Genomic DNA, 24,529 nt, shown 5'->3' on the forward strand with positions numbered 1-24,529 from the left:
TCAGAAAAGAAGCTCTACAGATCATTCGGCGGTTATGCATTTTGCAAGTACTCTCTGAACTAATCCTGATACCAATATAATGCAAGGTCATTCATTGCCGAAGCGTAGCCCTGCTGTCTTAACATAGTTGTTATGCTGCCCTGATGATAAGTTCCGTGATTGGCAACATGGAATAAAATTTCTGAGTAAGCAGTTTCTCTGTAACCTAACCAAGGGTTATTTAAGTTCATTTTTTGTTCTACATCTGTTTGGCTATTCATCCATTCTTCAAACTGTGAAGCCAGTTCTTCATAAGACGCCGCAAATTCATCTGCAGAATATAAATGAGCCCTTTCCGCATAAGCCATAGAACCTTCCAATGCTTCCTGCATGTCTATTCCTTTAAGTATTTGCAGCCACATAACATCCACCGCGCAGATGTGACTGAACGTTTGAGCAATTGTAGGATAAAACTGTGAACCTCTTCATAAAGGACATTACTTGGTAATTCCTTTATTCTTTCTACTAACGCTTTATTCGCCCAAACATGGTACTGATACATGTTTTTCGCATGGTTCATTTAACATCTCTCCTTTAAAGTTGATACTTGTGATTATAAAAAAAGATATATGACAGCACATTGTCATACATCTTTATAAATTTTCATTATTTTTTCGGCTTCATCCATTAAAATTGATTGCAGTTCCACCGGTTTTATAATTTTAGCGCCACTGCCAAAGCTCAAAAGAATTGATTTAAGCCATCCGGCATGCTGAGGCCGATACACAGAGATTGTAAACGTCATACTTCCATCTCTGTTCATGACTTTTGAAGCGTTCTGAAATTGATCTAATACTTTAGCTATGGAATTAGGATTAACCCAAATGACTACATCCGCAAATCCTCCCAGGTCGGATTCTGAATAAGATGGTTCATCTTTCACTTTGTGACTGCGCAAAAACTCTTCTTGAGTAAGCGTTATATTCATCATACGTGATACTCTAAATTCTCTATCATCTTGACGTTCTCTGCAGAAGCCATATACATACCAATTACGAAACTTATAATGAAGGTGGATAGGTTCTGCTTCACGTGATGTAAATTCATTTTTATTACTGACATAATCAAAGCGTACTGCCTTTTTTTCCTGTATAGCTTTTCGCAGCCGGATTAATGAATTCGGTTCTGTTCTAAGGCTTTCCAAGTTAACATACAAAGTCCTGCTGTTTTCGCTTGTATCCAGAGATTTTAATCTATCTATCGTGTGTTCAACTTCCTTATCTTCAAAACACTCGACAAACTGCTTAATACTGTAATTAAATTCAATACTTCATGAGAACCGATTAAACTTTTATCAAATTTGTATCCTCTCATTATCCCAAAACCGCCGTTAGCCCCTTGGTATGAAACGACTGGTATTCCAGCTGCACAAATCGCTTCGATTTCTCTATAAATTGTCCGCGTTGATACTTGAAATTCATCAGCTAAACTGGAAGCAGATAAAATTTCATTATGTAAGAGCTTGAATATGATTGATAACAAACGTTCTAATTTCAATTCTCAATTCCTTTCCTTATTAGGGTTGGAAGCTCTTTTTGCTCTGACACATTTATGCCGCTCACCTCCTGTCACTTCAAGATACCACGTCCACCTAACCGTCGAATTACCATATGCTTTATACTTTGCGACCCCGATAAACCCTTCTATTGCTTCATCTGATATTCAATAAAACGGCTGTTGAACCTTTGCTTATGTCTACAGCTTCATCTTCACAGGCCCAATTTAATCTACATAATAGTTCACTGAATCTCTCAACAATTTTAGATAAACATCTTCTTTTTATAGAGATGTTCGTTCAATCGACATCCTTGTGATATATATGGTAAAATTTATAGAAACAAAGGAGTGTTGTTACATATGAGTCTTATCATTTTAGCATCCATGCTTTTATGGGGTGCAGTGATCCACGAGCTAAACAAACCTTCAAAAAAGCAAAGTAAACGAAAAATGATCCCTTTGGTATCCCTCAGTTCTTTATCTACTTTAATCATCACAATTTCGCTTTTTTCTAATTTAATTGGTTGATATTTGTTATGAGGAAACCCGCCAGAGGTTCCTCATAACACTAAAAACCTACTCACTGCACTTTTTACAGCAGACCTTATCAGAGTGTTTGCTTAACACTTTATCCATTCTCCCCACAGGCATCTTCTTCTCACTCGGAAGTGTAAGATAAGCTGTTATCTCATCCCCTGATTTTAATGTTTTTCCGCAGATAGAGCATTTTAACTCAGTATTAAAGAAATTTTTTAATCCCATTCAGAAGCCTCCTTACTTACCTTTATAAAGTAATACGTTAATGCTTTATAAAAGTTTCAGGTTAAAGAAATATTCCTTGCCCGGGAATATACTTCGTTTCAGTTGATCCGCAGCCGTCCCGGTCATCGTTATACCTCACTCAATCAGGAAACTTCTTCCTTATATCCTCTACGACATTAAATGCGGGGAAAACGTTCATTCAGGAATTCAGCGTTAACCAAAAAGGAGAATACATCCTGAAATATGATAGCGGCACCGGTGATAGTGTCAATGGTTTCTTTAGATCTGTTGAGATCTAAATTCCGTTAGGAAAGTCGGCAGTTTTGCCGACTTTCTTTTACAAGCATTCTGCAGGAATAAACGTAAAGTTTCGAATAAACATACGACCTTTTTGAAACGGAAACTTTATTCTGCACCACAAACCCGCAAGCAGCCTCCTTGTATCGTACCTTCCGTCCCTTTGTGATTTGTTTTGATTTGTCGTATACTGCGCTTGCCCGGGAAATGATGAATATTTTCGTTAACTATAATTTCCCTGTACCTCTTCGTATGTGGTTCTGCATGATGAAGTAACTTCATGGCTCACCACTTTCATACACAGTTTTATTGCATGTTTAGCCATATCCCTCCTCTTTAAACAGCAAACCGTCCCATCCATTTCTCTCTTTCAGTTAACCTCCCATTATTTTATTGTTTTAGAAGCTCTTCATTTTAGACATAACATCCATTTTTTCTTATTTAGACTTAAATCTATGTCGAATTTTATCGTCCGGCATATTATGTACTATCCTAACAACAGGAGGTGGCAATAATATGGGGAACTACGGTGGAAATTATGGCGGAAACTCTTTCGTATTGATCGTTGTGCTGTTCATTTTGTTAATCATTGTAGGTGCTGCATTCCTTTTCTAGCACATTGACGATTTATATTCGTCTCCCAAACATTGCATCCCTTAGTTCGGACAGACGCCATAAGAAGTTTTATGGCGTTTTTACTTTTTAAAAAAACCAATCTGAGATAAACATTTTTTATTTTTACTCTGGTAAGCGGGAGAGTTTCCTCCCCTGCCTGCGCCAATATTGCCGCTATGAAGAATGAGGCGAACAATCCAAAAGGTGTTGTGATCCATTCTTTAAAAACGATTCCGAAAATCAACAATTCGCAAGCAGTTCCATATAAAATAGCTAAACCTGTGATTGCCCATTGGCTTATATTCTTATCGCCTAAACAACCTGATACATATCCAGTCCAACCACTCATCATGTTTGATGATGGGCCCGTTGTATCTTCTGCAGACTTTTCTCTTTCAAAGACACCAGACTTATCTTCATAACGCCATTAACCCAAAATGTCATTTTGTTTTGAATAAAGACTTGTTCATGAACATAGCCCCTAAATAGTTGTTACTAAGGCGTTTTTAATTCATCAGGATTACAGATGTTGTGAACTTAAAAAGGATATTACTCACCTTTATAAAATTGTCATTTGTTAGATTTAGTCACTGAATCTTTTTTGTTTGGTATCTTAGCGGCCTTCCACACTCATTTAAAAAGAGTCCGCCCACAAAATGCGGTGTTCACACATTAAGTCATTTTCACATAAAAAAAACCGGATTCCTCCTCTAAGAGGTTCCGGCTTTTCTTAGTAAAATGCGGGAAATATCTGGTGACGTGCTGCACACCCCCGCTATTATAATATTTCAATAGAGCCTTCTGTTCCATGAACGCGTATTCGCTGCCCATCTTTTATCAATTGGGTTGCATTTTCAACTCCGACAACTGCAGGTAAGCCGTATTCACGCGCGATAACTGCTCCGTGGGTCATCAGTCCGCCAACTTCAGTGACCAGGCCTTTTATGGATACAAACAATGGTGTCCAGCTGGGATCAGTATAGGAGGTAACTAATATATCCCCATCTTCCAAATCGGCATCTTCCATGTTTAAAATAACCCGTGCCCGCCCCTCTATGACTCCCGAGGAAACGGGCAGCCCTGCAATCGCTCCGGCCGGGAGATTTTCTCGTTTGTACTCGCCTGTAACGATTTCACCGTCAGATGTGATAACACGCGGCGGAGATAGTTTTTCATATACTTGGTACTCGCCTTTTCGTGTGCTGATGATTTGGTAATCCAATTTATGTGTGCGTACGACTTCCTGAAGTTCTTCAAAAGTGAGATAGTATATGTCCTCTTTTTCATGAATAACGCCCGCTTTTGCGAGTTGTTCGGCTTCTTTCAGTAAAGCCTGCTTATAAACGAAGTAGCGGCTGATCATGCCGTATTTTGGATATTCCCTGAACCCGCTGAAGTTCCGGATGATGCGGATCATTCGTTTGGTTTCTTTGGCTTTTTGTTCACCATCCGGTAATTGCTTCAATCGGTCTAATAACTCTTGTTCTTTCTTCAACGCCTCCTGCCGCCCTTGCTCAAATTTCCGCTGGCTGGCATTTGGCTCAAAGTTTTTGAGATTATTAAGAATCATAGGGACAAGTGCAATTGGTTTTTCGCTCCATCGAGTTCTTGTGATATCAATTTCTCCGGCACATCGCATTCCGTACTTGTTGAGATAAGCATAGATAGCGTCATGGGTTTCCTGCCCGCCTTCAAACGTCACCAGCCCATCCAAAAAGTGATCATCTTTTACATTCTCTAAATAGGCAATGACTTCTGGGTAAGGGCGGATCACATCGGCGACGTCCAATAGCGCAAGCCCCATTTCTGAAGTAATATTATGGGGTACAGATTGAGAAAGCGTATTTGCTGCGTTTTTTTCACCTAACCACTCGTTCATTTTTTCGTTAATCCATAATGAAGCATCCATTGCAGTTCGAATCAACACTGAACTTTTTGGGTTAAATAGAATCTTCTTTAATTCCTGGATATCTTCCAAAATAAAACGAAATAAATCATATCCTGATTTCGTCTGGATGTTTTGTTTTAACTCTTCTATCGATGCCTGACTGCTCTTAATCAAATCAGAAACAATTGCCGGATCGTTTTCAGCTTGATCCGGCATATCTGCATTGCCTTTGCCGGGAATCGGCGCCGTTTTATCCGGTATCGGCTTAATGAAATCATCTCGCTCTATTATGGTCATAAGTGCGTCTTTTAAGAGCGGATCGTGCTGCCCCATGCCTTTTAAGAAAACTTCTCTGACATTAGGAGATGCCAGTTGATGTGTGACATCAACGAATAGCCTTCCGCCGGCTTTACGCATGGGTGCAGCAGTCGTCAACAGAAAAAAAGACAATCCAAGGGGTTTTATGGGATCCGTCATCATTTGCTGATGACCAACAGAGATATAGACGTGATTTTCTTGATCGTTCGCTTCAGGAACGGGGTATAACGTTGTGATCGGACGACTTTGAACAATATAAAAAGTATCGCGGTCCAAACACCATTCGATATCTTGCGGCTGGCCGAAATGAGCTTCGATCTGTCTCCCGATACGTGCCAGCTGTAAAATTTGTTCATCAGTCAGTGTTTGAATCTTTTGCTGATCAAGAGCGATTTCCTGTGTTTCTGTTCCGCCTTCTTTTCGTCCATAGATAGCCAATTTTTTAGTTTCTGTTCTCTTATCGACGATTTGCCCGTCCTGTACTTTATAACAATCGGCAGAGACTAAGCCGGAGACCAGTGCTTCACCAAGTCCAAAACCGGCATCGATGGACAGCAGCTTTCGGTTTCCGGTCATCGGATCAGCGGTAAATAAAATTCCCGAAGCCTGAGGGAACACCATCCTTTGGATGATAACGGATAAATAAACTTGTCTGTGATCAAATCCATTTTGCATACGGTAAATGACCGCGCGATCCGTAAATAGGGACGCCCAACATTTACTGATATGCTGCAAGATCGTATCGAGGCCGGTAATATTTAAATAGGTGTCTTGTTGACCGGCAAAAGAGGCATGTGGTAAATCCTCAGCTGTCGCACTGGAACGTACGGCATAGGCATGTTCTTCGCCAAACCGGGAGAGATGGCAAGCAACTGCTTTGACTACATCTGAAGGAATTTCGGCTTCCATAATGGTTTGCCGGATTTTTTTGCTGACTTCGCCAATTTGATCCCGATTCTCCGCTTTCAGCATGGTCAGTTGAACCAACAGCGCTTGTAACGTTTCGTTTTGTTCAATGGCTTTTTGATATCCTGCGGTTGTGACACAAAATCCTTCCGGTACTTGTATTCCTTGAATTTTTGATAATTCCCCTAAATGTAACCCTTTTCCTCCAACGAGCAAAGGCTGTGTTTTTTCAATTTCGTGAATGCCGAGAACCAAAGAACTCATTCTATATCTCCCCTTCAAAAAAATTTGACAAGAGCTTTTCAGCATGATATAATCATAATATAAGATGGATATCTATGACTTTTCATAAAGAAAGCGCGCGTGTTCTGATTATATCACCGTGTCTGTTTTTGTGCAATATAAAAAGAACCTGGCCAATTTGGCGAGGTTCTTTCTTCATTTTTGTCTAAAGCTCTTTAAAGCTGTATTGAGATCTTTTGTGTGAACGTAAATGTTCTTATACAACTCGAATAGTGTTTTATATTTTTGAACATTTTGTTCTTTTGGATAAAATGCAGCTGCTTCATGAATGAACTGCTCTGCACATTCTTCAAGAGAGTCAAACCACCCGCTTCCGAAGGCAGCTAACATCGCAGCCCCCATGGCGGGACCTTGTTCATTCTCTAACTTAACCACCCTCGTATTGAAAATATCAGCCTGCATTTGAAGCCACGTTTCATTTTTAGCTCCCCCGCCAATAGAGACAACCGTATCAACTGATTTTCCCGCTTCGCGGAATAGCTCAATTGATTCATATAAAGAGAATGTGATGCCTTCCATTATCGCCCTCAAAAAGTGCTCTCTTTTATGGGCTCCGTCCATTCCGATCAAGCTTCCCCGAATAGATGAATCAGCATGCGGCGTTCTTTCACCGACTAAGTAAGGAGTGTACAGCAGTCCATTTGCTCCTATCGGAATAGCTTCCACCCCATCCAATAATTGTTCAAACGATTCGTTCGGCGCAAACGTTCTTTTGAACCAGTCTAAGCTGTATCCAGCAGCGAGCGTGACTCCCATCGTATAAAAAGAATCCTTCTTTCCATGATTAAAAAAGTGCACTTTCCCTTTAAAGTCCCTTTCTTTGTCTTCTTCACAGGAAAGTATGACTCCTGACGTCCCGATACTGCATAATGTTTTTCCGGAAGAAAGAATACCGGCTCCGACAGCACCGCAAGCATTGTCTGCTCCCCCGGCGTACACTTTTGTTTTTTCCAACAGCCCAGTCTCCGCCGCAACGCTCGGAAGCAGCGATCCTACACAGTCATGGGATTCAACAAGCGGAGGACAAATTTCCGCTGAAATACCATATTGATTGCAAATCTCATCGCTCCACTCTTTGCGGGTCATATGTAAAAGTAACGTTCCCGCCGCATCGGAGTATTCAGTGTGAATGGCGCCAGTCATGCGGAATCTCACATAGTCTTTCGGAAGCAAAAAAACAGCGGTTTTGTTAAAAAGTTCAGGCTCATGTTCCTTCACCCATAACATTTTAGGTAATGTAAACCCTTCAAGGACACGGTTTTTTGTGATATCAAGCAGATGATCGCCAAATGTCTCGGTCATCCTGCTACATTGAGGCGTCGTTCTGGTATCATTCCAAAGAATCGCATGACGCAACACCTGCCGATCTTGGTCAAGCAGTACTAACCCATGCATTTGTCCTGAATAGCTAATCCCGTCAATATCCCCGGGTTGAACGTTGGATATCGAAATCAATTCAGCCAATGCTGCAATTGTTTGCTGCACCCAGTCTTCAGGATTTTGCTCACTATATCCCGCCTTCTCTTGGATGAGCGGGTAACTTTTGGACGTTTCTGCACAAACCTTGCCGTTTTGATTGACTAAAATGGTTTTAACGGCACTCGTACCAAGATCTATTCCAATGACATACTTCATTTTTTCACTCCTTCCTCTCTAAATAGATCCCCATTGAATTGACCCGCCATAACAGTAACTTCATGACGGGCAATTCCGGGAACTTGGCTGCCTGCATCTTTTTACAGCGGGATCTGGAGCTTCTTTTTTCATTTGTTATACCTGTAAAATGTATTGATTTAATATCGCTTTTAACCGCTCCTGTCTCCCTGATTCGTTTTTAATTGGCTGATTGTTCAGCGCATATTGCTCAAGTGTTTTAAAATCAGCTCTTCCTTCTGCAATTTCAAGACCAATCCCTTCAGTAAAGCTGCGGTAACGGTGTTGAATCACATCTTCAAACACACGATCTTCGATTAATTTGTGGGCGGCTTTCAACCCTCTTGCAAATGTATCCATCCCTGCAACATGGGCATATAGTAAATCATCAGGCTCAAAAGAAGATCTCCTGACCTTTGCGTCAAAGTTTAATCCTCCGCTTCCAAGACCGCCATTTTGCAGAATTTCGTACATTGCTAATGTCGCAGAATATAAATCTGTCGGAAATTCATCTGTGTCCCAGCCTAAAAGCGGATCACCCTGATTCGCGTCAACAGAGCCAAGAAGGCCATGCACTCTCGCCATGCGTAATTCATGTTCGAATGTATGCCCGGCTAATGTGGCATGATTGGCTTCGAGATTTAATTTAAAATGATTGTCTAAGCCATATTGCTTTAAAAAGGCAATGGTTGTTGCTGCGTCCGTATCATATTGATGGGTGGTCGGCTCTTTTGGTTTTGGTTCAATCAAAAACTGCCCTGTATACCCGATTTCCTTCGCATAATCCACTGCCATATGCATAAATCTGGCCATATTATCAAGCTCAAATTTCAAATCGGTATTTAACAAAGTTTCGTACCCTTCACGTCCGCCCCAAAATACATAGTTCTCGGCGCCAAGCTCTTTTGCTGTTTCTAATCCTTTTTTTACTTGGGCTGCGGCATACGCAAATACATCTGCATTACAAGAAGTCGCCGCACCATGGACGAAACGGGGATTCGTAAACATGTTTGCAGTATTCCATAATAACTTAACGCCGCTGGTTCTCATGTAGTCTTTTATCATATCCACGATTAAATCCAGATTTTGATTTGTCTCTTTTAACGTACTTCCTTCCGGTGCGATATCCCGGTCATGAAAAGCAAAAAATGGCGCATCCAGTTTTTCAAACAGCTCAAACGCTGCATCTACCCTCGCTCTCGCCAGATCCATGCCTTTATAGTGATCCCACGGTCTTTGCATCGTAGCTGCGCCAAAAATGTCTGTGCCGTCAGCGGTAAATGTATGCCAATAGGCAATAGAAAATCGCAAATGCTCTTTCATCGTTTTTCCGCCAATTACTTCTTGAGAATTATAGTATTTAAATGCTAAAGGATTCGTGGATTCTTTCCCTTCGTAAATCACTTTGTTTGCGCTTTCAAAATAGTTGACCGAACCGGAATGAGAGTGAGCCATGTGTGATTTCCCCCTTAAAAATAAATTCTAAACATGATCATTCAAATACAGATGCTTTTATGTCATGTTGCACATTAGTTTGTTGCCCAAACAAACTAACTTATTTTCATCTTATATAACCTCATCAGTATTTTCAATATTTTTTTTAGTTTTTTACGAACACATTAGATATAATAAAGGTTGGATTCGCTATGTACTGCGTTTCGCACGATAACACAGAACGTTCAACTTAATTTAAAGATTATACAAATGGAGTGGATGAAGTGGATATCGCTGATCAAGCCTTTGTCAAAAAAGTTAACCAAAAGTTATTGCTAAACGAAATACTTAAAAATTCACCTATTTCAAGAGCAAAATTATCTGAAATGACCGGATTAAATAAATCAACTGTTTCGTCACAGGTAAACACATTAATGAAAGAAAACCTCGTATTTGAAATCGGTCAGGGACAATCAAGCGGCGGCAGAAGACCTGTTATGCTTGTTTTTAATAAAAAAGCAGGATACTCCGTAGGAATAGATGTTGGCGTGGATTATGTTAATGGCATTTTAACAGATCTTGAAGGGACGATCGTCCTTGATCAACACCACCATTTGGAATGCAATTCTCCAGAAATCACTAAAGATATTTTAATTGAGATGATTCATCACTTTATTGCAAATATGCCGCAATCTCCATACGGCCTTATTGGTATAGGGATATGCGCGCCCGGGCTGATTGACAAAAATCAAAAAATCGTTTTCGCTCCGAACGCCAACTGGAGAGATATTGACTTAAAATCTTTCATCCAAAAGAAGTTCAATGTGCCCGTTTTTATTGAAAATGAGGCAAATGCCGGCGCATATGGAGAAAAAGTATTTGGTGCTGCAAAAAATCACGATAACATTATTTATGCAAGTATCGGTACAGGAATAGGGATCGGCGTTATGATCAACAATCATTTATATAGAGGGGTTGGCGGATTCTCTGGAGAAATGGGACATATGACAATAGACTTTAAGGGTCCTAAATGCAGCTGCGGAAACCGAGGCTGCTGGGAATTGTATGCTTCAGAGAAGGCTTTATTAACATCTCTTCAGACGAAAGAGAAAAAAGTGTCCAGCCAAGATATCATAGACCTCGCCCATCTGAATGATGTTGGAACTTTACAGGCATTACAGAATTTTGGTTTCTATTTAGGAATAGGCCTGACCAATATTTTAAATACATTTAATCCGCAAGCCATCATTTTAAGAAACAGCATCATTGAATCGCATCCTATGGTTTTACATTCAATTAAAAGCGAAGTGTCATCGAGGGTTTATTCCCAACTAGACAATAGCTATGAATTATTACCATCTATCTTAGGAAAAAATGCCCCTGCTCTAGGAATGTCCTCTATTGTTATTGATCATTTTCTCGACATGGTTCATAACTGAAATGTACATACTTCTATGTTTTACGCTCATCTTTAAAGATGGGTTTTTTTATTCTAGGAGTATTTCTGAATCAATACTGACAAAGGCACCTTCTAATATGAAAAAGGAGTTCTAAAATAGAAATCTCCTTTTTCATGTGCTAATTATTTTTCTTTATAACGGAAATATCTGAAGTCGGCCGGAATATGATGACCGCTCGTATCTTGGCATTGCATCCCTACAAAAGCTCCTGTAAAGAATCCCCCGCCGCGGATGTAATCATCTGATAATTTTTTCGATTCTAATGCAATGTCGATTTTGTGCCAATCTTCTTTGTTAAATGAATACAAATAATAATATTTTTCGTTTTCAATATTCACTTTTAAATAGACATACTTGACTTCACGAGGAATCACAATTTTATTTTTTAACGGTTGTGAAAAAGAAAAGTTATCACATATCGTTAATTCAAGAATACGGCCAAGTTCTTCATCATACGTGACTTGAAGAGCCGTCCAATTCTCTGTATTGTAATAGTTCACCAAACCAGCGGCTTGCTGAAAATTTTCCGGATAAAACGCAACAGCCGTTTCCGCTTCAAAATGGAGGCTTTGCCAGCGTCTGGCTACAAATGCCTGAGTAAATGTCGAAGTTAAGGATTCATGGCCGTATAATCGTAAATGATTTGGCGCTTGAGTTAATGAACCTAATTTCTCCGTAAACGGGATTCTTAACGTTTGAAAATTAATATTTAATATTGCATCCTCAAATTCATCAACTTCCGGATAGGTTTCTTCAAACATTGTTTCAGGTATAGAAGGCGCTTCCACTTCCAAGCTCCCTTCTTTTCCGCCTTCTACATAAGGCCAGCCATCTTTCCAATAGAGCTTTTGAATAGCTGTTTCTCTGCCCAGAGGACAATATCCTCTCTGCTGAAAAATTGAATCATCGTCCGGGTGAATGGGACGTCCCGTTAAATGAGCTAAATACCACTCGCCTGTATGTGTTTGTACAATGGATGCATGTCCGCATTTTTGCAGCGGATTTTCCGGCGCATGCCATGACGTTAAGATAGGATTATCAGGATGTACTTCATATGGACCCTCAATATTTGCAGAACGGGCAATTGTAGCAGCATGTTCGAACCGTGTTCCTCCTTCTGCGGTTAATAAATAATAATAGTTCCCGATACGGTAAAGGTGCGGCGCTTCTGTCAGCTTTCTTTCAGTTCCTTTAAAAATCACTTTCGGTTTACCGATTAGTTTTTGCTCCTTATCAGAATATTCCTGCATGACAATGCCTCCAAAGGAGTGCCGATCAATACGCTGATCCCATAACATATTTAATAAATATTTTTTCCCATCCGTATCATGGAACAAAGAAGCATCAAATCCCGAGCTGTTTAATGTGATCGGCTCCCCCCAATCACCATCAATCGTGTCACAAGTCACTAAATAATTGTGGCAATCTTTCCAGGCGCCATCTACTACCTTAACATCCGTATAGATCAGCCAAAACTTTCCGTCGCTGTAACTTAAACATGGCGCCCAGACCCCGCCTGAATTAGGATTTCCTTTCATGTCTAATTGCGAAACTCTCTTTAATGGATGTGCAACTAAGCGCCAATTGACTAAATCTTTTGAGTGGTGTATCTGGACTCCCGGAAACCACTCAAATGTAGATACAGCGATATAATAATCCTCTCCAACCCTGCAAATACTCGGATCGGGGTTGAATCCTTTAAGTACTGGATTGGTAATCTTCATTTTGAACTCCTCCTCAGCTATTTTCTGTTGACTCATCATGTTTTAAGCTTTGAAATCGTCAATATGATCCAAATAAACTTTGTCTCTATTCTCTAATTCTCGAACCATGCTTTTATATTTTTTCTCATCTAAGTTATAGAAATTAATATCAATCATGGCCAGAACCAGTAAGAACACGGGAATAATGGTTGTTGTAATTAAAATTCCCGTCAATGCCTCCGGCGTTTGCACCTGATTTGCCACATATCCAAACTGATCTAGAACCAAACCCGGTACAACCCCTCCCAAGGCCATGCCGAATTTAAAGAAAAATCCGATAATAGCGTATATAAGACCGCCCATTCTTTTCCCGGTCTTATACTCTCCATATTCTATTGTTTCAGGAATAAGCGCCCACATATATCCCCCGGCAGTGAGACTTCCTGCAGCAGCCAGCAATCGAAAGGAAAGTATCAGGAATACATTACTTGACGGAACGAAAAGTAAAGCTAAGAGGCCGATCATATTCAGTAATAATGCATAGTTTAGTAATTTCTTCTTCCCTAATAATTGATGAAGCTTTGGAATAAACGGTAAAATGACCAAAGCAGGCAAACTTCCCAACAAACCGTACCACTTCACTAAATCCGCTCTTTCTAAATTATACGTTACGTAATAGATGCCAACCGAATTACTGATTGAATTCACTCCAAAAATAATAATAAAGAAAATACTTAATACAACTAGAGGCCGATTAACACGAAATTGCTCAAATATATCCGAAAATTTAATTTTTTCTTCCGATTTTTGAAGCGTGACACGCTCTTTTGTGCTTTTAAAACAAAAGATTAAAAGGCACCCGCCTATAACTCCCATAATACCCATGGTTAGCTGCCAGCCAAGAGATTCGCTGCCGGAATTATCGCTTAAATAAGCAGCCAGTAAGGGAACAAAAAATGCAACGACAAGTCCTCCAAGATTTGCAAATAACATACGGACAGACGTTATACTAACAACTTCTTGATTATTTCTGGTCATTGCAGATGTTAACGCGCCATATGGCACGTTTATCATGGTGTATGTAAGCGATAAGCCGACATAGGTGATATAGGCATATATTAATTTCCCCATATCCGAAAAATCCGGGGTTGTAAAACAGAGTATTGCCAATATGACAAAGGGAAAAGCTCCGAATAAAAGATACGGTCTGAAGCGGCCAAACCTGCTATTTGTTCTGTCAACTATTGTTCCAATAAAAGGATCAGCGAGAGCGTCGATGATTCTAACCACTAAAAACATCGTACCGGCTGTTGCTGCCGATAAACCAAAAACATCTGTATAGAAGAACAAAAGATACGTAGACACTGTTGCATAAATTAAATTACATGCAAAATCTCCAGACGCATATCCAACTTTTTCAACCATGCTGATCTTCTTTACATTTTCACTGAGCATGATTTCCTCCCCTTTTCGATCCTTTACATAAGGAACATGATGAAATGGTATAACATTTCTTTAAAATTATCAGCCAGTGAGCGGCATATAAAAGCGCTTTCAAAAAAATGATAGCGGTTTACTTTCACAGAGCATTTTCAACATCCAAATGGTGATCAGATAGCAGTGAACAGGATAAAAGCTTGGCTTTCGCTTTTTATATACCTCCAATTAAATCGAGCCTCTTATCCCCCTCCCATTTAAGACCTTTACATGATGGACAATTAAAGTGGTTTTATTAGTTTGTTGATCGAACAAACTAACTTGATTTCATATTATAAAATCTTTTCTGCTTTTTCAACTCTTTTTTCAGAGAATTTAAAACCGACCAAAGGACATACCATGTTGTAATTGCCGACTGCTTCGACAGACGTTAAGTAAACCCCCCTGTGTCACCTGACTGACTTATTAAATGATAAGAACTTCCATCATCTTTTGTTTAGAAAAACTTATTAAGAAACATGCACTAGAAAAAATGCGAATCATATATAAGTGATATCCCGTTTAATTGGTTGAGGAGGATATTATGAAACCTATGCTGCCTTTTGAAAAATATTTTGGGGATTTAGAACTGGTTTATGCATTTTATGGAGCTATGCCTACCGGTGTTACTGTTTCAGAAACTGGTCGTATTTTCATTTGTTTTCCGAAATGGGGAGACAATGTTAAATTTACGGTGGCGGAAATAATTGGGGATAAATTGCAGCCTTATCCTGATTTACAAACCAATTTGGTTAACCCTGAGAATATCAAAATGACTTTCATCAGTGTCCAAAGTGTAGTTACTGATGGAAGAGGAACGCTTTGGGTACTAGATACGGCGGCACCCAATTTTTCTGAACCAATTAAAGGCGGGGCAAAATTAGTCGCTGTTGATTTAAAAACCAATACAATCAGAAGAGTTTATACCTTTACAGAAGATGTTGTCCTTCCAACAACTTACCTGAATGATGTCCGATTTGATTTTCGTGTTGGAACTGCAGGTTATGCCTATATAACGGATTCTTCTTCCAAAGGACCAGGAGCTATTATCGTCGTGGATTTAGAAACCGGAAACGCATTTAGACGGTTAAACGGAGCAAATCCAACTTCACCGGATTCCTATTTTATACCGAAAGTAGAAGGCAAAATTTTGATGAATCGTAACAGGGATGGTTCAACTTCCCCATTTAGGCTGGCATCCGACGGTATTGCGATTTCTCCTGACGGAAAGGTATTATTTTTTTGTCCACTGACCAGCCGTCATCTGTTCTCGATCTCAACAGAAGCCCTGAGAGATAGAAATATACCGGACATGGATTTACTTTATCATGTGGCGTATTGGGGAGAAAAAGGCGCGTCTGATGGAATGATTACAGATGCGAAAGGAGCCATTTATGCCGGAGATTATGAGAACAATAGTATTCGAAAGATGCTGCCGAATGGCACAATGGAAACCATCGCACATGATCCGAGAATTTTATGGCCGGATACTTTTTCGATTGGTCCGGATGAATACTTATATGTCATCGTGAACCAATTACATCGGCAGGCTAGATTTCATTATGGAAAAGACTTACGACAGAAACCTTATAGTTTACTTCGTATCAAAATTGATGAATTTCCTGCTCCTGCTTTTTGAAAATAAAAATGGCCGGTTCAATTTTAGAACATAATTAGCTTCATTTAGCCTTCATCCTAAACCGAATAAGGGATTACAATAAATACGTGTCCTCAATTATAACTTCAATTTTTTTTGGTCATATTCTGGTCAAGGACCAAAAATGTTGTTCTTTTAATCTTATGACCAAAACCAAAAAATCCCCTGGCACCAATAGTGCCAAGGGATTGAGAGATTAATACTGAGACATGTATTGTTCGCGCTCCCACGGATGAACCTGTGTGCGGAACATATCCCATTCGATTTCTTTTGCTTCGATGAAGTGTTCGAACAGGTGCTCGCCGAGCGCCGCAACCATGACTTCGTTTGATTTGAATTCGTCGAGAGCTTCCGCCAGTGTCGCCGGAAGATCTACGATGCCGTTTTCCATGCGCTCTTCTTTGCTCATGACGTAGATGTTGCGGTCAATCGGAGCCGGTGCTTCAAGTTTGTTTTTGATTCCATCAAGGCCTGCTGCAAGCAATACGCTTAACGCCAGGTACGGGTTTGCCGCCGGGTCTACGCTGCGGACTTCAACACGCGTGCTGATGCCGCGGGAAGCCGGGATACGGATCAGCGGGCTTCTGTTTTGCGCGCTCCATGCCACGTAGCAAGGTGCTTCATAGCCCGGAACAAGGCGTTTGTAAGAGTTCACTGTCGGGTTTGTGACAGCCGTAAAGCTTGTCGCGTGTTTTACGATACCGGCAATGAAATGTTTTGCTGTTTCACTCAGCTGAAGATCAGCGTCTTTATCAAAGAACGCGTTAACGCTATCTTTAAAGAGTGATAGGTTGCAGTGCATACCGGAACCGTTTACGCCGAACAGCGGTTTTGGCATGAATGTCGCATGCAGACCGTGTTTGCGGGCGATCGTTTTGACAACCAGTTTGAAAGTTTGGATGTCGTCACAAGAACGGATGGCACCGGCATATTTAAAATCGATTTCGTGCTGACCCGGAGCAACTTCATGGTGGGATGCTTCGATTTCAAAGCCCATTTCTTCAAGCTCAAGCACGATATCGCGGCGGCAGTTTTCTCCCAAGTCAGTCGGAGCCAGGTCGAAGTATCCGCCTTTATCGTTCAATTCAAGCGTCGGTTCGCCTTTTTCATCTAATTTAAACAGGAAGAATTCAGGCTCGGGTCCAAGATTGAAATCGCTGAAACCGAGTTCTTTCATTTCTTTCAGAATCCGTTTGAGGTTGTTACGCGGGTCACCTTCGAACGGCGTGCCGTCCGGATTGTAAATGTCACAGATGAAGCGTGCTACTTTACCTTTTTCAGCCGTCCATGGGAAGATTACAAATGTGTTCAGATCAGGATATAAGTACATATCAGACTCTTCGATACGGACGAAACCTTCGATGGAAGAACCGTCGAACATGCATTTATTATCAAGTGCTTTTTCAAGCTGGCTCACAGGAATTTCCACGTTTTTAATCGTTCCGAGAATGTCTGTGAATTGAAGGCGGATATACTTTACGTTTTCCTCATTTACTAATTTTACGATGTCTTCTCTTGTGTACTTTGCCATTTCGTAAAACTCCTCCTCTAAAAGGTAAATGTATATAGCAAAACAGTTGCTAACGGATTAATGAAAGAATCGGGACATGTCACCTTGGCGGAAAGTATTTCCCCGCTGGAAACGGCCTGCCTGCATCAGTTCGTTTTTCAGAAGCTTTCTGAGTTCGTCATCAGACAGATTGTGCTTCATCGGTTTGGCGGTTTTTTCGGATTTTTCTTCCGGTTCGGCAGATGCCTTATCCAGAATTTGTTTGATTCCCGCCATATTGACGCCTTGTTCAATCAGATTTTTGATTTCTAACAGTTTATCTACATCATGGAATGAAAATAATCGTCTATTTCCTTCGCTTCTCGCTGGAAATATCAATCCATTTTCCTCATAATATCGAATTTGCCGGGCAGAAAGTTCTGTTAACTGCATGACAATCCCAATTGGAAATAAAGGCATTGAGCGGCGAATGTTATCACTCATCTCAATTTCCTCCTTTTCTTATCTTAGTCTCATTATAGGTGATGTTATATTTTGTGTCAACACAATGTAAGGAATCTTAACATCAAATTCTTTGAAAATTGCAAACGGCCTAAATCAGCTCTTTTTCCATTAAAGCATTTACGGCGCTGCAAATCGCATTTTTCACGTGCGCGTAGGTTAATCCTCCTTGGACATACGCGACATAAGGCGGTCTGATGGGTCCATCTGCTGATAATTCAATGCTTGCTCCCTGTACGAATGTGCCCGCTGCCATAATGACATCGTCTTCATATCCCGGCATATAGCTCGGATAAGGCGTCACATGCGCATTAATCGGTGAAGCATATTGTATCGCCTGGCAAAAAGCGATCATCTTATCAGGGTCCTGAAACTCAACTGATTGAATCAGATCCGTTCTCGGCGCATTCCATGCAGGGTTTGACGTAAAGCCGAGCTTTTCAAGAAAACGGGCGGTAAATACCGCTCCCTTCAAGCTTTGCGCCACTACATGCGGAGCGAGAAAGAAACCTTGATACATTTCCTGCAGTGAATAAAGCGAAGCGCCGGCTTCACTTCCGATTCCCGGGGAGGTCATCCGGTAAGAGCAGGCCTCAATCCACTTGGCTTTCCCTACAAGATAGCCGCCCGTTTTAGCAAGGCCGCCGCCCGGGTTTTTGATCAGGGAGCCGGCCATAAGATCCGCTCCGACGTGGCAGGGTTCCCGCTCTTCTGCAAATTCTCCGTAGCAATTGTCCACAAAAACAATGACATCTTCTTTGATTTCCTTTACGAAACGAATCATCTCTTTAATTTCATTTATTCTGAAAGACGGACGATTCGCATATCCTTTTGAACGCTGGATGCCGATCACTTTTGTATTCGGCCGGATTGCAGCCCGGACCGCTTCAAAGTCCACTCTGCCTTCTGATGTTAAATCGACTGCATTGTATCCGATTTGAAATTCCTTAAGCGAGCCTGAATACTCCCCGCCTCTTACTCCGACGATTTCCTCGAGTGTATCGTAAGGCTTGCCTGTTATATAAAGCAATTCGTCCCCGGGTCTCAGCACACCGAAGAGCGCGATTGAAATCGCATGCGTTCCGGAAATGATTTGCGGCCGCACGAGTCCCGCCTCTCCTCCGAACACATCAGCATAGATCTTCTCCAGTGTATCTCGTCCGATATCATCATAACCGTATCCGGTTGAAGGCGTAAAATGCGTATCGCTTACTTTATGTTTTCTGTAGCTTTGCAGGACTCTCCATTCATTCCGTTCACTGATTTCTTCTATTCTTTTATGAACGGCGGAGATTTCCGCTTCTGTTTCTTCGGCGGTTTTTTGTAAAAGAGCGCCATGGGTCAGTGTGTCAAACATGTTGTGTATACCTTCCTTACATGAATTTCTTCAGTTCTCCGAGTATGCTTTGTTCTTCCTGTACATAACCTGAGACTTCGTAGCGTTCATTTTCTTCATTAAAATAAAGGCTGTCGATCATGGTCTCTGATTTGATGCGTGACATCAATTTGCCTTCGGCGGCAGGCACATGAACTTCATACGGCGTCATCAGCTCCCGGCGCAAATAAGCTTCGATTTCCGCTTTTAGTTTTGCTTCATCCCCGGCGATTCTGGCGCTGATCATGATGTGGCCTTCTCCCGCTGTCGGGATGAAGTCAGGAAGTGTATCATCACGTTTGTTATAAGCGGTCAGCACCGGAATATCATCTGCCTCAAGCTCTTTTAACAGACCGAGGACAGTCTGTTCATGTCCGGCATAATCTTCATTGGATGAATCAATGACATGAATGATCAAGTCTGCTTCCTTCACTTCCTCAAGCGTTGAGCGGAAAGCCGCAATCAGCGTCGTCGGCAGGTCCTGAATGAAGCCGACCGTATCAGACAAAAGGACGCTGTAGCCGCTTGGGAGCGCCATCTTTCTCGTCATCGGATCAAGTGTTGCAAACAGCAGATCTTCTTCATAGCTGTCTGAGCTTGTTAATTGATTGAACCATGTTGATTTTCCGGCGTTGGTATAACCGACGAGTGCAGCCTGAAGCACGCCGTTCTTTTTACGTCTCTCCCGATAACGGCTTCTGTGGCGGATAACCGTTGAAAGCTGCACGTTAATTTCGTGTATGCGGTTTCTAATGTGGCGCCGGTCTGTTTCAAGCTTTGTCTCACCGGGCCCTCTCGTCCCGATTCCGCCGCCTTGTCTTGAGAGATTGATTCCTTGTCCGCTCAGACGCGGCAGCGCGTATTGAAGCTGGGCCAATTCGATCTGAAGCTTTCCTTCTCTCGTCTTCGCCCTTTTTGCGAAAATATCCAAAATAAGCTGCGTGCGGTCGATGATCTTCGCTTCAATTGCAGTGGCGAGTGATTTAAGCTGGCTCGGTGACAGTTCATCATTAAAAATGACCAGATCCGCTTCAAGCTCTTCACACAGCGCCTTCAGCTCGTCTACTTTCCCCTTGCCTATATATGTAGCAGCATCCGCTCTGTTCCGTTTTTGCGTAATCCGGGTCAGCACCGTTCCGTCAGCCGTTTTTGTCAATGAAGCAAGCTCTTCCATGGAATGTTCAAAGTGCTCATCTGTCATGTGCGGAAGCTGGCAGCCGACCAAAATGACCGTTTCTTTTTTTCCTTCCTGTTCGTTCAAATGGATGTTCCTTTCTGTGTCGTATTGGGCAGTAGTACTATCATACCAAACCCGCAGGGCGTATACCACACATCCGGCGGGTTTTAAAGAGAGAAATAAAAAAGAGACCCCTCAGACCGGCTGAGAGGTCTATTCGTGAGCTGCCGCCTCATCTTTTATAAGTAAATCCTGGCTCTTGATCGTCATTAAATCGTTTTTTAAGTATTGGTCTCCCATTAAAAGTCTCATGGCCTGAGCGCGGATTGATTTTTCAATCACGTTTCTGACAAAGCGCCCGTTGCTGAATTTAATGGGGCTTGTCGTGCTTTTCACTGTCATTAAGTAATCTTTTAACTTCCACTCGGCTTCCTGGCTTAATTGATACTCCCGCTCTGCTATCATGCGCTTTGCGATGTCCATCAGCTGAGTGACAGAGTAATCCGGAAAATCGATGCTGATAGGGAAACGCGATTGCAGGCCGGGATTTAATGACAGGAAATGTGTCATTTCTCTCGAGTACCCTGCCAGGATCAGAATAAATTCATGCTGTTTGTCTTCCATATGCTTGACAAGCGTGTCAATCGCCTCTTTACCGAAATCCTTTTCTCCGCCCCTTGCAAGTGAGTATGCTTCATCAATGAATAAAATGCCCCCGAGCGATTTTTTAATCAGATCTCTCGTTTTTTGCGCCGTGTGTCCGATGTATTCACCGACCAGATCGGCACGTTCCGCTTCGATCAGATGTCCTTTGGAAAGCACGTTCATTTCGAAGAAAAGCTTGCCGATCAGTCTCGCGACGGTGGTTTTCCCGGTGCCGGGGTTCCCTTTGAACATCATATGAAGAGCTTGTTTTCCGACTTTCAGCCCTTGTTCGGCCCGTTTTTGGTTGACGAATATCCACGCGTAAATTTCTTTAATGTTGCGTTTCATTTCTTCCATACCCACTAATGTGTTCATTTCTTTTTCAATTTCTTTCAGAATGCTGTGCTTGGCTTCATTTTTTTGCAGGGCGGCCTGATATTCCGCCTCAGCTTCCGCATTTGTCAGCACTTGCTTTTGGCCATTAAGAATGATGTTAATTTGTCCGTTATTTTTATAGGTTACAGCGCGCTCCAACATGCTCACCTCTCTGTTCTCTCTTTATCTTACTCATGATGAAGCGGTTCCGTGACATCCGCCTATCATCATGAGACCCGTTTTCCTCTTTATCTGTCACTTTTTCCGTTCTCTTCGGGAATGATGTTGAATCCTGCGCTTTCCCGAGAAATATTTTTCATTTCTTATTGTATTCAGCAGAAACGGGAGGACAAACCATTTATTTTTATTTTCCGGGAAATGTTGGGTATATTTCTCATTTTTTTCATGAATGACAGCCGTACAAGCACCATTTGAATATCATCATATGCTGTAATGAGGTGATGGAGAATGGTTAAAATTTTTATAGACCCCGGTCATGGCGGAACTGATTCAGGTGCAACCGGAAACGGACTTCAGGAAAAAGCGGTCACGCTGGAGATCGCGCTGGCTTTGCGCACGATTCTGACGAATGAGTATGAAGGAGTTTCTGTCACGATGAGCAGGACAAGCGATAAGACGGTCAGCCTGACGGAAAGAACGGATGCCGCCAACAGCTGGGGCGCAGATTATTTTTTATCCATTCATATTAACTCAGGAGGCGGAACCGGATTCGAAAGCTATATTTACCCCGGTGTCGGAGCGCCGACCTCGACTTACCAATCAGCCGTCCACACGCAAGTGATTCAAGCATCGGGTTTTAATGACCGAGGAAAAAAAACAGCCAACTTCCATGTGCTGCGGGAGACAAGTATGCCGGCGATTTTGACGGAGAATGGTTTTGTTGATACGTCAGCTGATGCAAACAAACTGAAAACAGCCAGTTTTATTGAAAGCCTTGCAAGAGGACATGCCAAGGGCTTGGAGCAAGCTTTCGGTCTAAAAAAAAAGGCTGACTTATATAAAGTGCAAATCGGTGCATTCAAAGTGAAAGCAAATGCTGATGCGCTTGCCGCCGATGCGGTGTCTAAAGGTTTTGACGCGATTGTGCTTCCAAAAGGCGGCTTATTTAAAGTGCAGATCGGCGCATTCTCTTCCAAAGATTACGCTGAAGCGTTGGCCGCGCGGGCCGAAAAAGCCGGATTTGATGCCTTCATTGTGCAAGACTAAATGAAAAAACCCCGCTCTCCCTTTTTTGGGACGAACGGGGTTTTTTGTTATTGAAGTATATCGGCGACAAACTGAGACCAAGCTTCAAGACGCTGATACACATTTTCCTCTTTCAGTTCGCTCAGCTTCATCCAGCGCCCGGCGATTTGATCTTTTTCTTTCACTTCGACTTGTGCCGCAGACGCTAACTGGAGCGCAGAAAGGATGCCGATATGCACCTTCCCTACATCGTTTTCATCATCATTGATCAGGCCGAGTGTGACAATGTTTTGTTTGTCCTCCTCGCGAATGTACAGTTCTTCCGCCAGCTCCCGGTCGGTATTCTGTTTCAGCACTTCCGAAAATGAAGCCGCCCCTTCCATAGGGTTCATGTGTCCGCCGAAGCCGAGAGAAAGCTTATTATGGAGGCGCGATTCCCCTCCGCCGGCGAGCCGTTCATACACAAATATCTCATCGTCACGGCGGATGACGACATACGGAATCGGCTGTTTAAATCGCGGATCCTCTTCCGCGTCGCCTCTTCTGATTTCAAAAAAATGCGCCTCAATTTGAGCCATAATGTTTACGATACGTTCATCCTCGCTGTTGACTCCCTGAAATGTCAGCATTTCGTTTTGAAAAACGTCACTCCGCGGTGCAGCCAAAATGATTTCATCCATTTTATTCATGCCCGTTCCTCCTGTCTTACCTCTCCATTCAAGCCAAAAGAGCAGATATTATATCTGCTCTTCATCTTGGCCAAAATAAAAATCTTCGTCCTTAATCGGTTCTACCGTCGCCTTTTTGTAGCCGTTCCCTTTCATGGAGAAGAAATCATGTGATTTTGTTTTGGTGTTTAATCCGTTTAATACGATCGGATTAATATCCTCTTCTTCAAAGTAAGGATCGAACCCTAAGTTCATCAAAGCTTTATTGGCGTTATAGCGGATGAATTTCTTTACATCGTGTGAGAGTCCGACTTGATCGTACAAGTCCTCTGTATATTCAAGCTCATTGTGATAAAGCTCTTCTAAAAGCTCAACCGCAAATTCGCGAAGTTCCGCTTTTTTCGCTTCTGTTTGTTTATTGTATATTTCTTGGGCAAGCAGTCCGACATATACACCGTGGATCGCTTCATCACGAAGGATCAGGTTGATAATTTCACCGCTATGCATCAGTTTTCCTTGTCCGTAGAAATATAACGGATAATAGAAACCGCTGTAGAATAGGAAGCTTTCTAAATACACAGATGCAACCATGGCTTTGAACAGTGAAATCTCGTCATCTTTTTTAATCGCTTTGTAGAGTCCGACGATGATTTGCGCTTTTTTCTGCAAAAATTTGTTTTGTTTGACCCATTCGAATACTTCATTAATCGTTTCAGTCGGTGCCAGTGTCATGAAAATATTAGAGTACGATTTTGCGTGAACGGCGTTCTCCATCATCGCCATAAAATTCAGCACGGCTTTCCGCTGGTGGCCGTCTACGTGTTCAGCCACGATCGGCATTCCTGTATTCCCCTGCTCTGTATCAAGAAGAGTCAATCCGGCCAGTACCTTCATATACGTGTCTTGCTCGTTTTTCCCGAGGTACTTCCATGTGAGGATATCGCCGTTTAAAGCAATCTCTTCCGGAAGCCAGAACTGTTTCACATTTTGGTTATAGAACATTTGGGTAAAGTCGTCTTCATGCTTTGACCAGTTTGCTGCGTCATAAATTTTCGTCACTATAA

At 41.9% G+C, this 24,529-nt stretch carries 17 protein-coding genes and 2 pseudogenes; 4 read left to right on the forward strand and 15 right to left on the reverse strand.

Annotation, left to right across the window (positions count from 1 at the left end):
- Positions 1 to 59: 59 nt before the first annotated feature.
- The 3 genes and pseudogenes from AC3WTF_RS00500 to AC3WTF_RS00510 all read right to left on the reverse strand — a co-directional run bounded on the left by AC3WTF_RS00500 (position 60) and on the right by AC3WTF_RS00510 (position 2,298).
- Positions 60 to 559, reverse strand: a pseudogene (locus tag AC3WTF_RS00500) (DinB family protein).
- A gap of 63 nt (positions 560 to 622) precedes the next feature.
- A pseudogene (locus AC3WTF_RS00505) lies at positions 623 to 1,536 on the reverse strand (helix-turn-helix transcriptional regulator).
- Positions 1,537 to 2,112: 576 nt separating this feature from the next.
- Complete coding sequence (locus AC3WTF_RS00510; protein ID WP_003154035.1) at positions 2,113 to 2,298, reverse strand: hypothetical protein; 186 nt, start codon at positions 2,296 to 2,298, stop codon at positions 2,113 to 2,115.
- Positions 2,299 to 3,111: 813 nt separating this feature from the next.
- Here AC3WTF_RS00510 and AC3WTF_RS00515 point away from each other — a divergent pair.
- On the forward strand, positions 3,112 to 3,210 hold the full coding sequence (locus AC3WTF_RS00515) for a YjcZ family sporulation protein (RefSeq protein ID WP_072589120.1): 99 nt from the start codon (positions 3,112 to 3,114) through the stop codon (positions 3,208 to 3,210).
- Positions 3,211 to 3,988: 778 nt separating this feature from the next.
- Here the strand turns inward: AC3WTF_RS00515 and ppsA are convergent.
- From ppsA to xylA, 3 genes are all read right to left on the reverse strand, one after another.
- Complete coding sequence (gene ppsA, locus AC3WTF_RS00520; protein WP_047935746.1) at positions 3,989 to 6,586, reverse strand: phosphoenolpyruvate synthase; 2,598 nt, start codon at positions 6,584 to 6,586, stop codon at positions 3,989 to 3,991.
- A 174-nt stretch (positions 6,587 to 6,760) separates the two neighbouring features.
- Positions 6,761 to 8,260 carry a xylulokinase gene (gene xylB, locus AC3WTF_RS00525; RefSeq protein WP_047935744.1) on the reverse strand — a complete coding sequence of 500 codons (1,500 nt, stop codon included), beginning with the start codon at positions 8,258 to 8,260 and terminating at the stop codon, positions 6,761 to 6,763.
- 135 nt (positions 8,261 to 8,395) lie between these two features.
- Positions 8,396 to 9,733, reverse strand: coding sequence for a xylose isomerase (gene xylA, locus AC3WTF_RS00530; protein WP_015239909.1), 1,338 nt, complete (start codon positions 9,731 to 9,733; stop codon positions 8,396 to 8,398).
- Between the two features lie 263 nt (positions 9,734 to 9,996).
- Between xylA and xylR the strand changes: the two genes are divergently transcribed.
- Positions 9,997 to 11,151: a transcriptional repressor XylR gene (gene xylR / locus AC3WTF_RS00535; protein WP_025284775.1), complete on the forward strand. Its 1,155-nt coding sequence runs from the start codon at positions 9,997 to 9,999 to the stop codon at positions 11,149 to 11,151.
- Positions 11,152 to 11,294: 143 nt separating this feature from the next.
- On the opposite strand, the gene xynB is transcribed toward xylR, so the two are convergent.
- Together xynB and AC3WTF_RS00545 are read right to left on the reverse strand one after the other, a co-directional pair.
- A complete protein-coding gene (gene xynB, locus AC3WTF_RS00540) occupies positions 11,295 to 12,896 on the reverse strand; it encodes a xylan 1,4-beta-xylosidase (RefSeq protein ID WP_032866012.1) in 1,602 nt (533 codons plus the stop codon).
- A 42-nt stretch (positions 12,897 to 12,938) separates the two neighbouring features.
- Positions 12,939 to 14,330: an MFS transporter gene (locus AC3WTF_RS00545; RefSeq protein WP_007410362.1), complete on the reverse strand. Its 1,392-nt coding sequence runs from the start codon at positions 14,328 to 14,330 to the stop codon at positions 12,939 to 12,941.
- Positions 14,331 to 14,895: 565 nt separating this feature from the next.
- Between AC3WTF_RS00545 and AC3WTF_RS00550 the strand changes: the two genes are divergently transcribed.
- On the forward strand, positions 14,896 to 15,990 hold the full coding sequence (locus AC3WTF_RS00550) for an L-dopachrome tautomerase-related protein (protein WP_046702328.1): 1,095 nt from the start codon (positions 14,896 to 14,898) through the stop codon (positions 15,988 to 15,990).
- A gap of 214 nt (positions 15,991 to 16,204) precedes the next feature.
- On the opposite strand, the gene glnA is transcribed toward AC3WTF_RS00550, so the two are convergent.
- From glnA to spoVK, 5 genes are all read right to left on the reverse strand, one after another.
- Positions 16,205 to 17,539, reverse strand: coding sequence for a type I glutamate--ammonia ligase (gene glnA, locus AC3WTF_RS00555; RefSeq protein WP_007410365.1), 1,335 nt, complete (start codon positions 17,537 to 17,539; stop codon positions 16,205 to 16,207).
- Positions 17,540 to 17,596: 57 nt separating this feature from the next.
- Complete coding sequence (locus tag AC3WTF_RS00560; protein ID WP_007410366.1) at positions 17,597 to 18,001, reverse strand: MerR family transcriptional regulator; 405 nt, start codon at positions 17,999 to 18,001, stop codon at positions 17,597 to 17,599.
- A 109-nt stretch (positions 18,002 to 18,110) separates the two neighbouring features.
- Entirely contained in the window at positions 18,111 to 19,376 is a 1,266-nt protein-coding gene (locus AC3WTF_RS00565) for a methionine gamma-lyase family protein (protein ID WP_047935741.1), read from the reverse strand.
- Between the two features lie 16 nt (positions 19,377 to 19,392).
- Positions 19,393 to 20,655 carry a GTPase HflX gene (gene hflX / locus AC3WTF_RS00570; RefSeq protein ID WP_007410368.1) on the reverse strand — a complete coding sequence of 421 codons (1,263 nt, stop codon included), beginning with the start codon at positions 20,653 to 20,655 and terminating at the stop codon, positions 19,393 to 19,395.
- Positions 20,656 to 20,784: 129 nt separating this feature from the next.
- Entirely contained in the window at positions 20,785 to 21,753 is a 969-nt protein-coding gene (gene spoVK, locus AC3WTF_RS00575; RefSeq protein ID WP_015417523.1) for a stage V sporulation protein K, read from the reverse strand.
- A gap of 306 nt (positions 21,754 to 22,059) precedes the next feature.
- On the opposite strand from spoVK, the gene AC3WTF_RS00580 reads away from it, so the two are divergent.
- Complete coding sequence (locus tag AC3WTF_RS00580; RefSeq protein ID WP_007410370.1) at positions 22,060 to 22,818, forward strand: N-acetylmuramoyl-L-alanine amidase; 759 nt, start codon at positions 22,060 to 22,062, stop codon at positions 22,816 to 22,818.
- Positions 22,819 to 22,865: 47 nt separating this feature from the next.
- Here AC3WTF_RS00580 and AC3WTF_RS00585 read toward each other — a convergent pair whose 3' ends face one another.
- A complete protein-coding gene (locus AC3WTF_RS00585; protein ID WP_007410371.1) occupies positions 22,866 to 23,486 on the reverse strand; it encodes a hypothetical protein in 621 nt (206 codons plus the stop codon).
- Between the two features lie 48 nt (positions 23,487 to 23,534).
- On the reverse strand, positions 23,535 to 24,524 hold the full coding sequence (nrdF, locus tag AC3WTF_RS00590) for a class 1b ribonucleoside-diphosphate reductase subunit beta (protein WP_007410372.1): 990 nt from the start codon (positions 24,522 to 24,524) through the stop codon (positions 23,535 to 23,537).
- Positions 24,525 to 24,529 lie beyond the last annotated feature (5 nt).

The sequence above is a fragment of the Bacillus sp. EB106-06-01-XG163 genome (genome assembly GCF_058791615.1).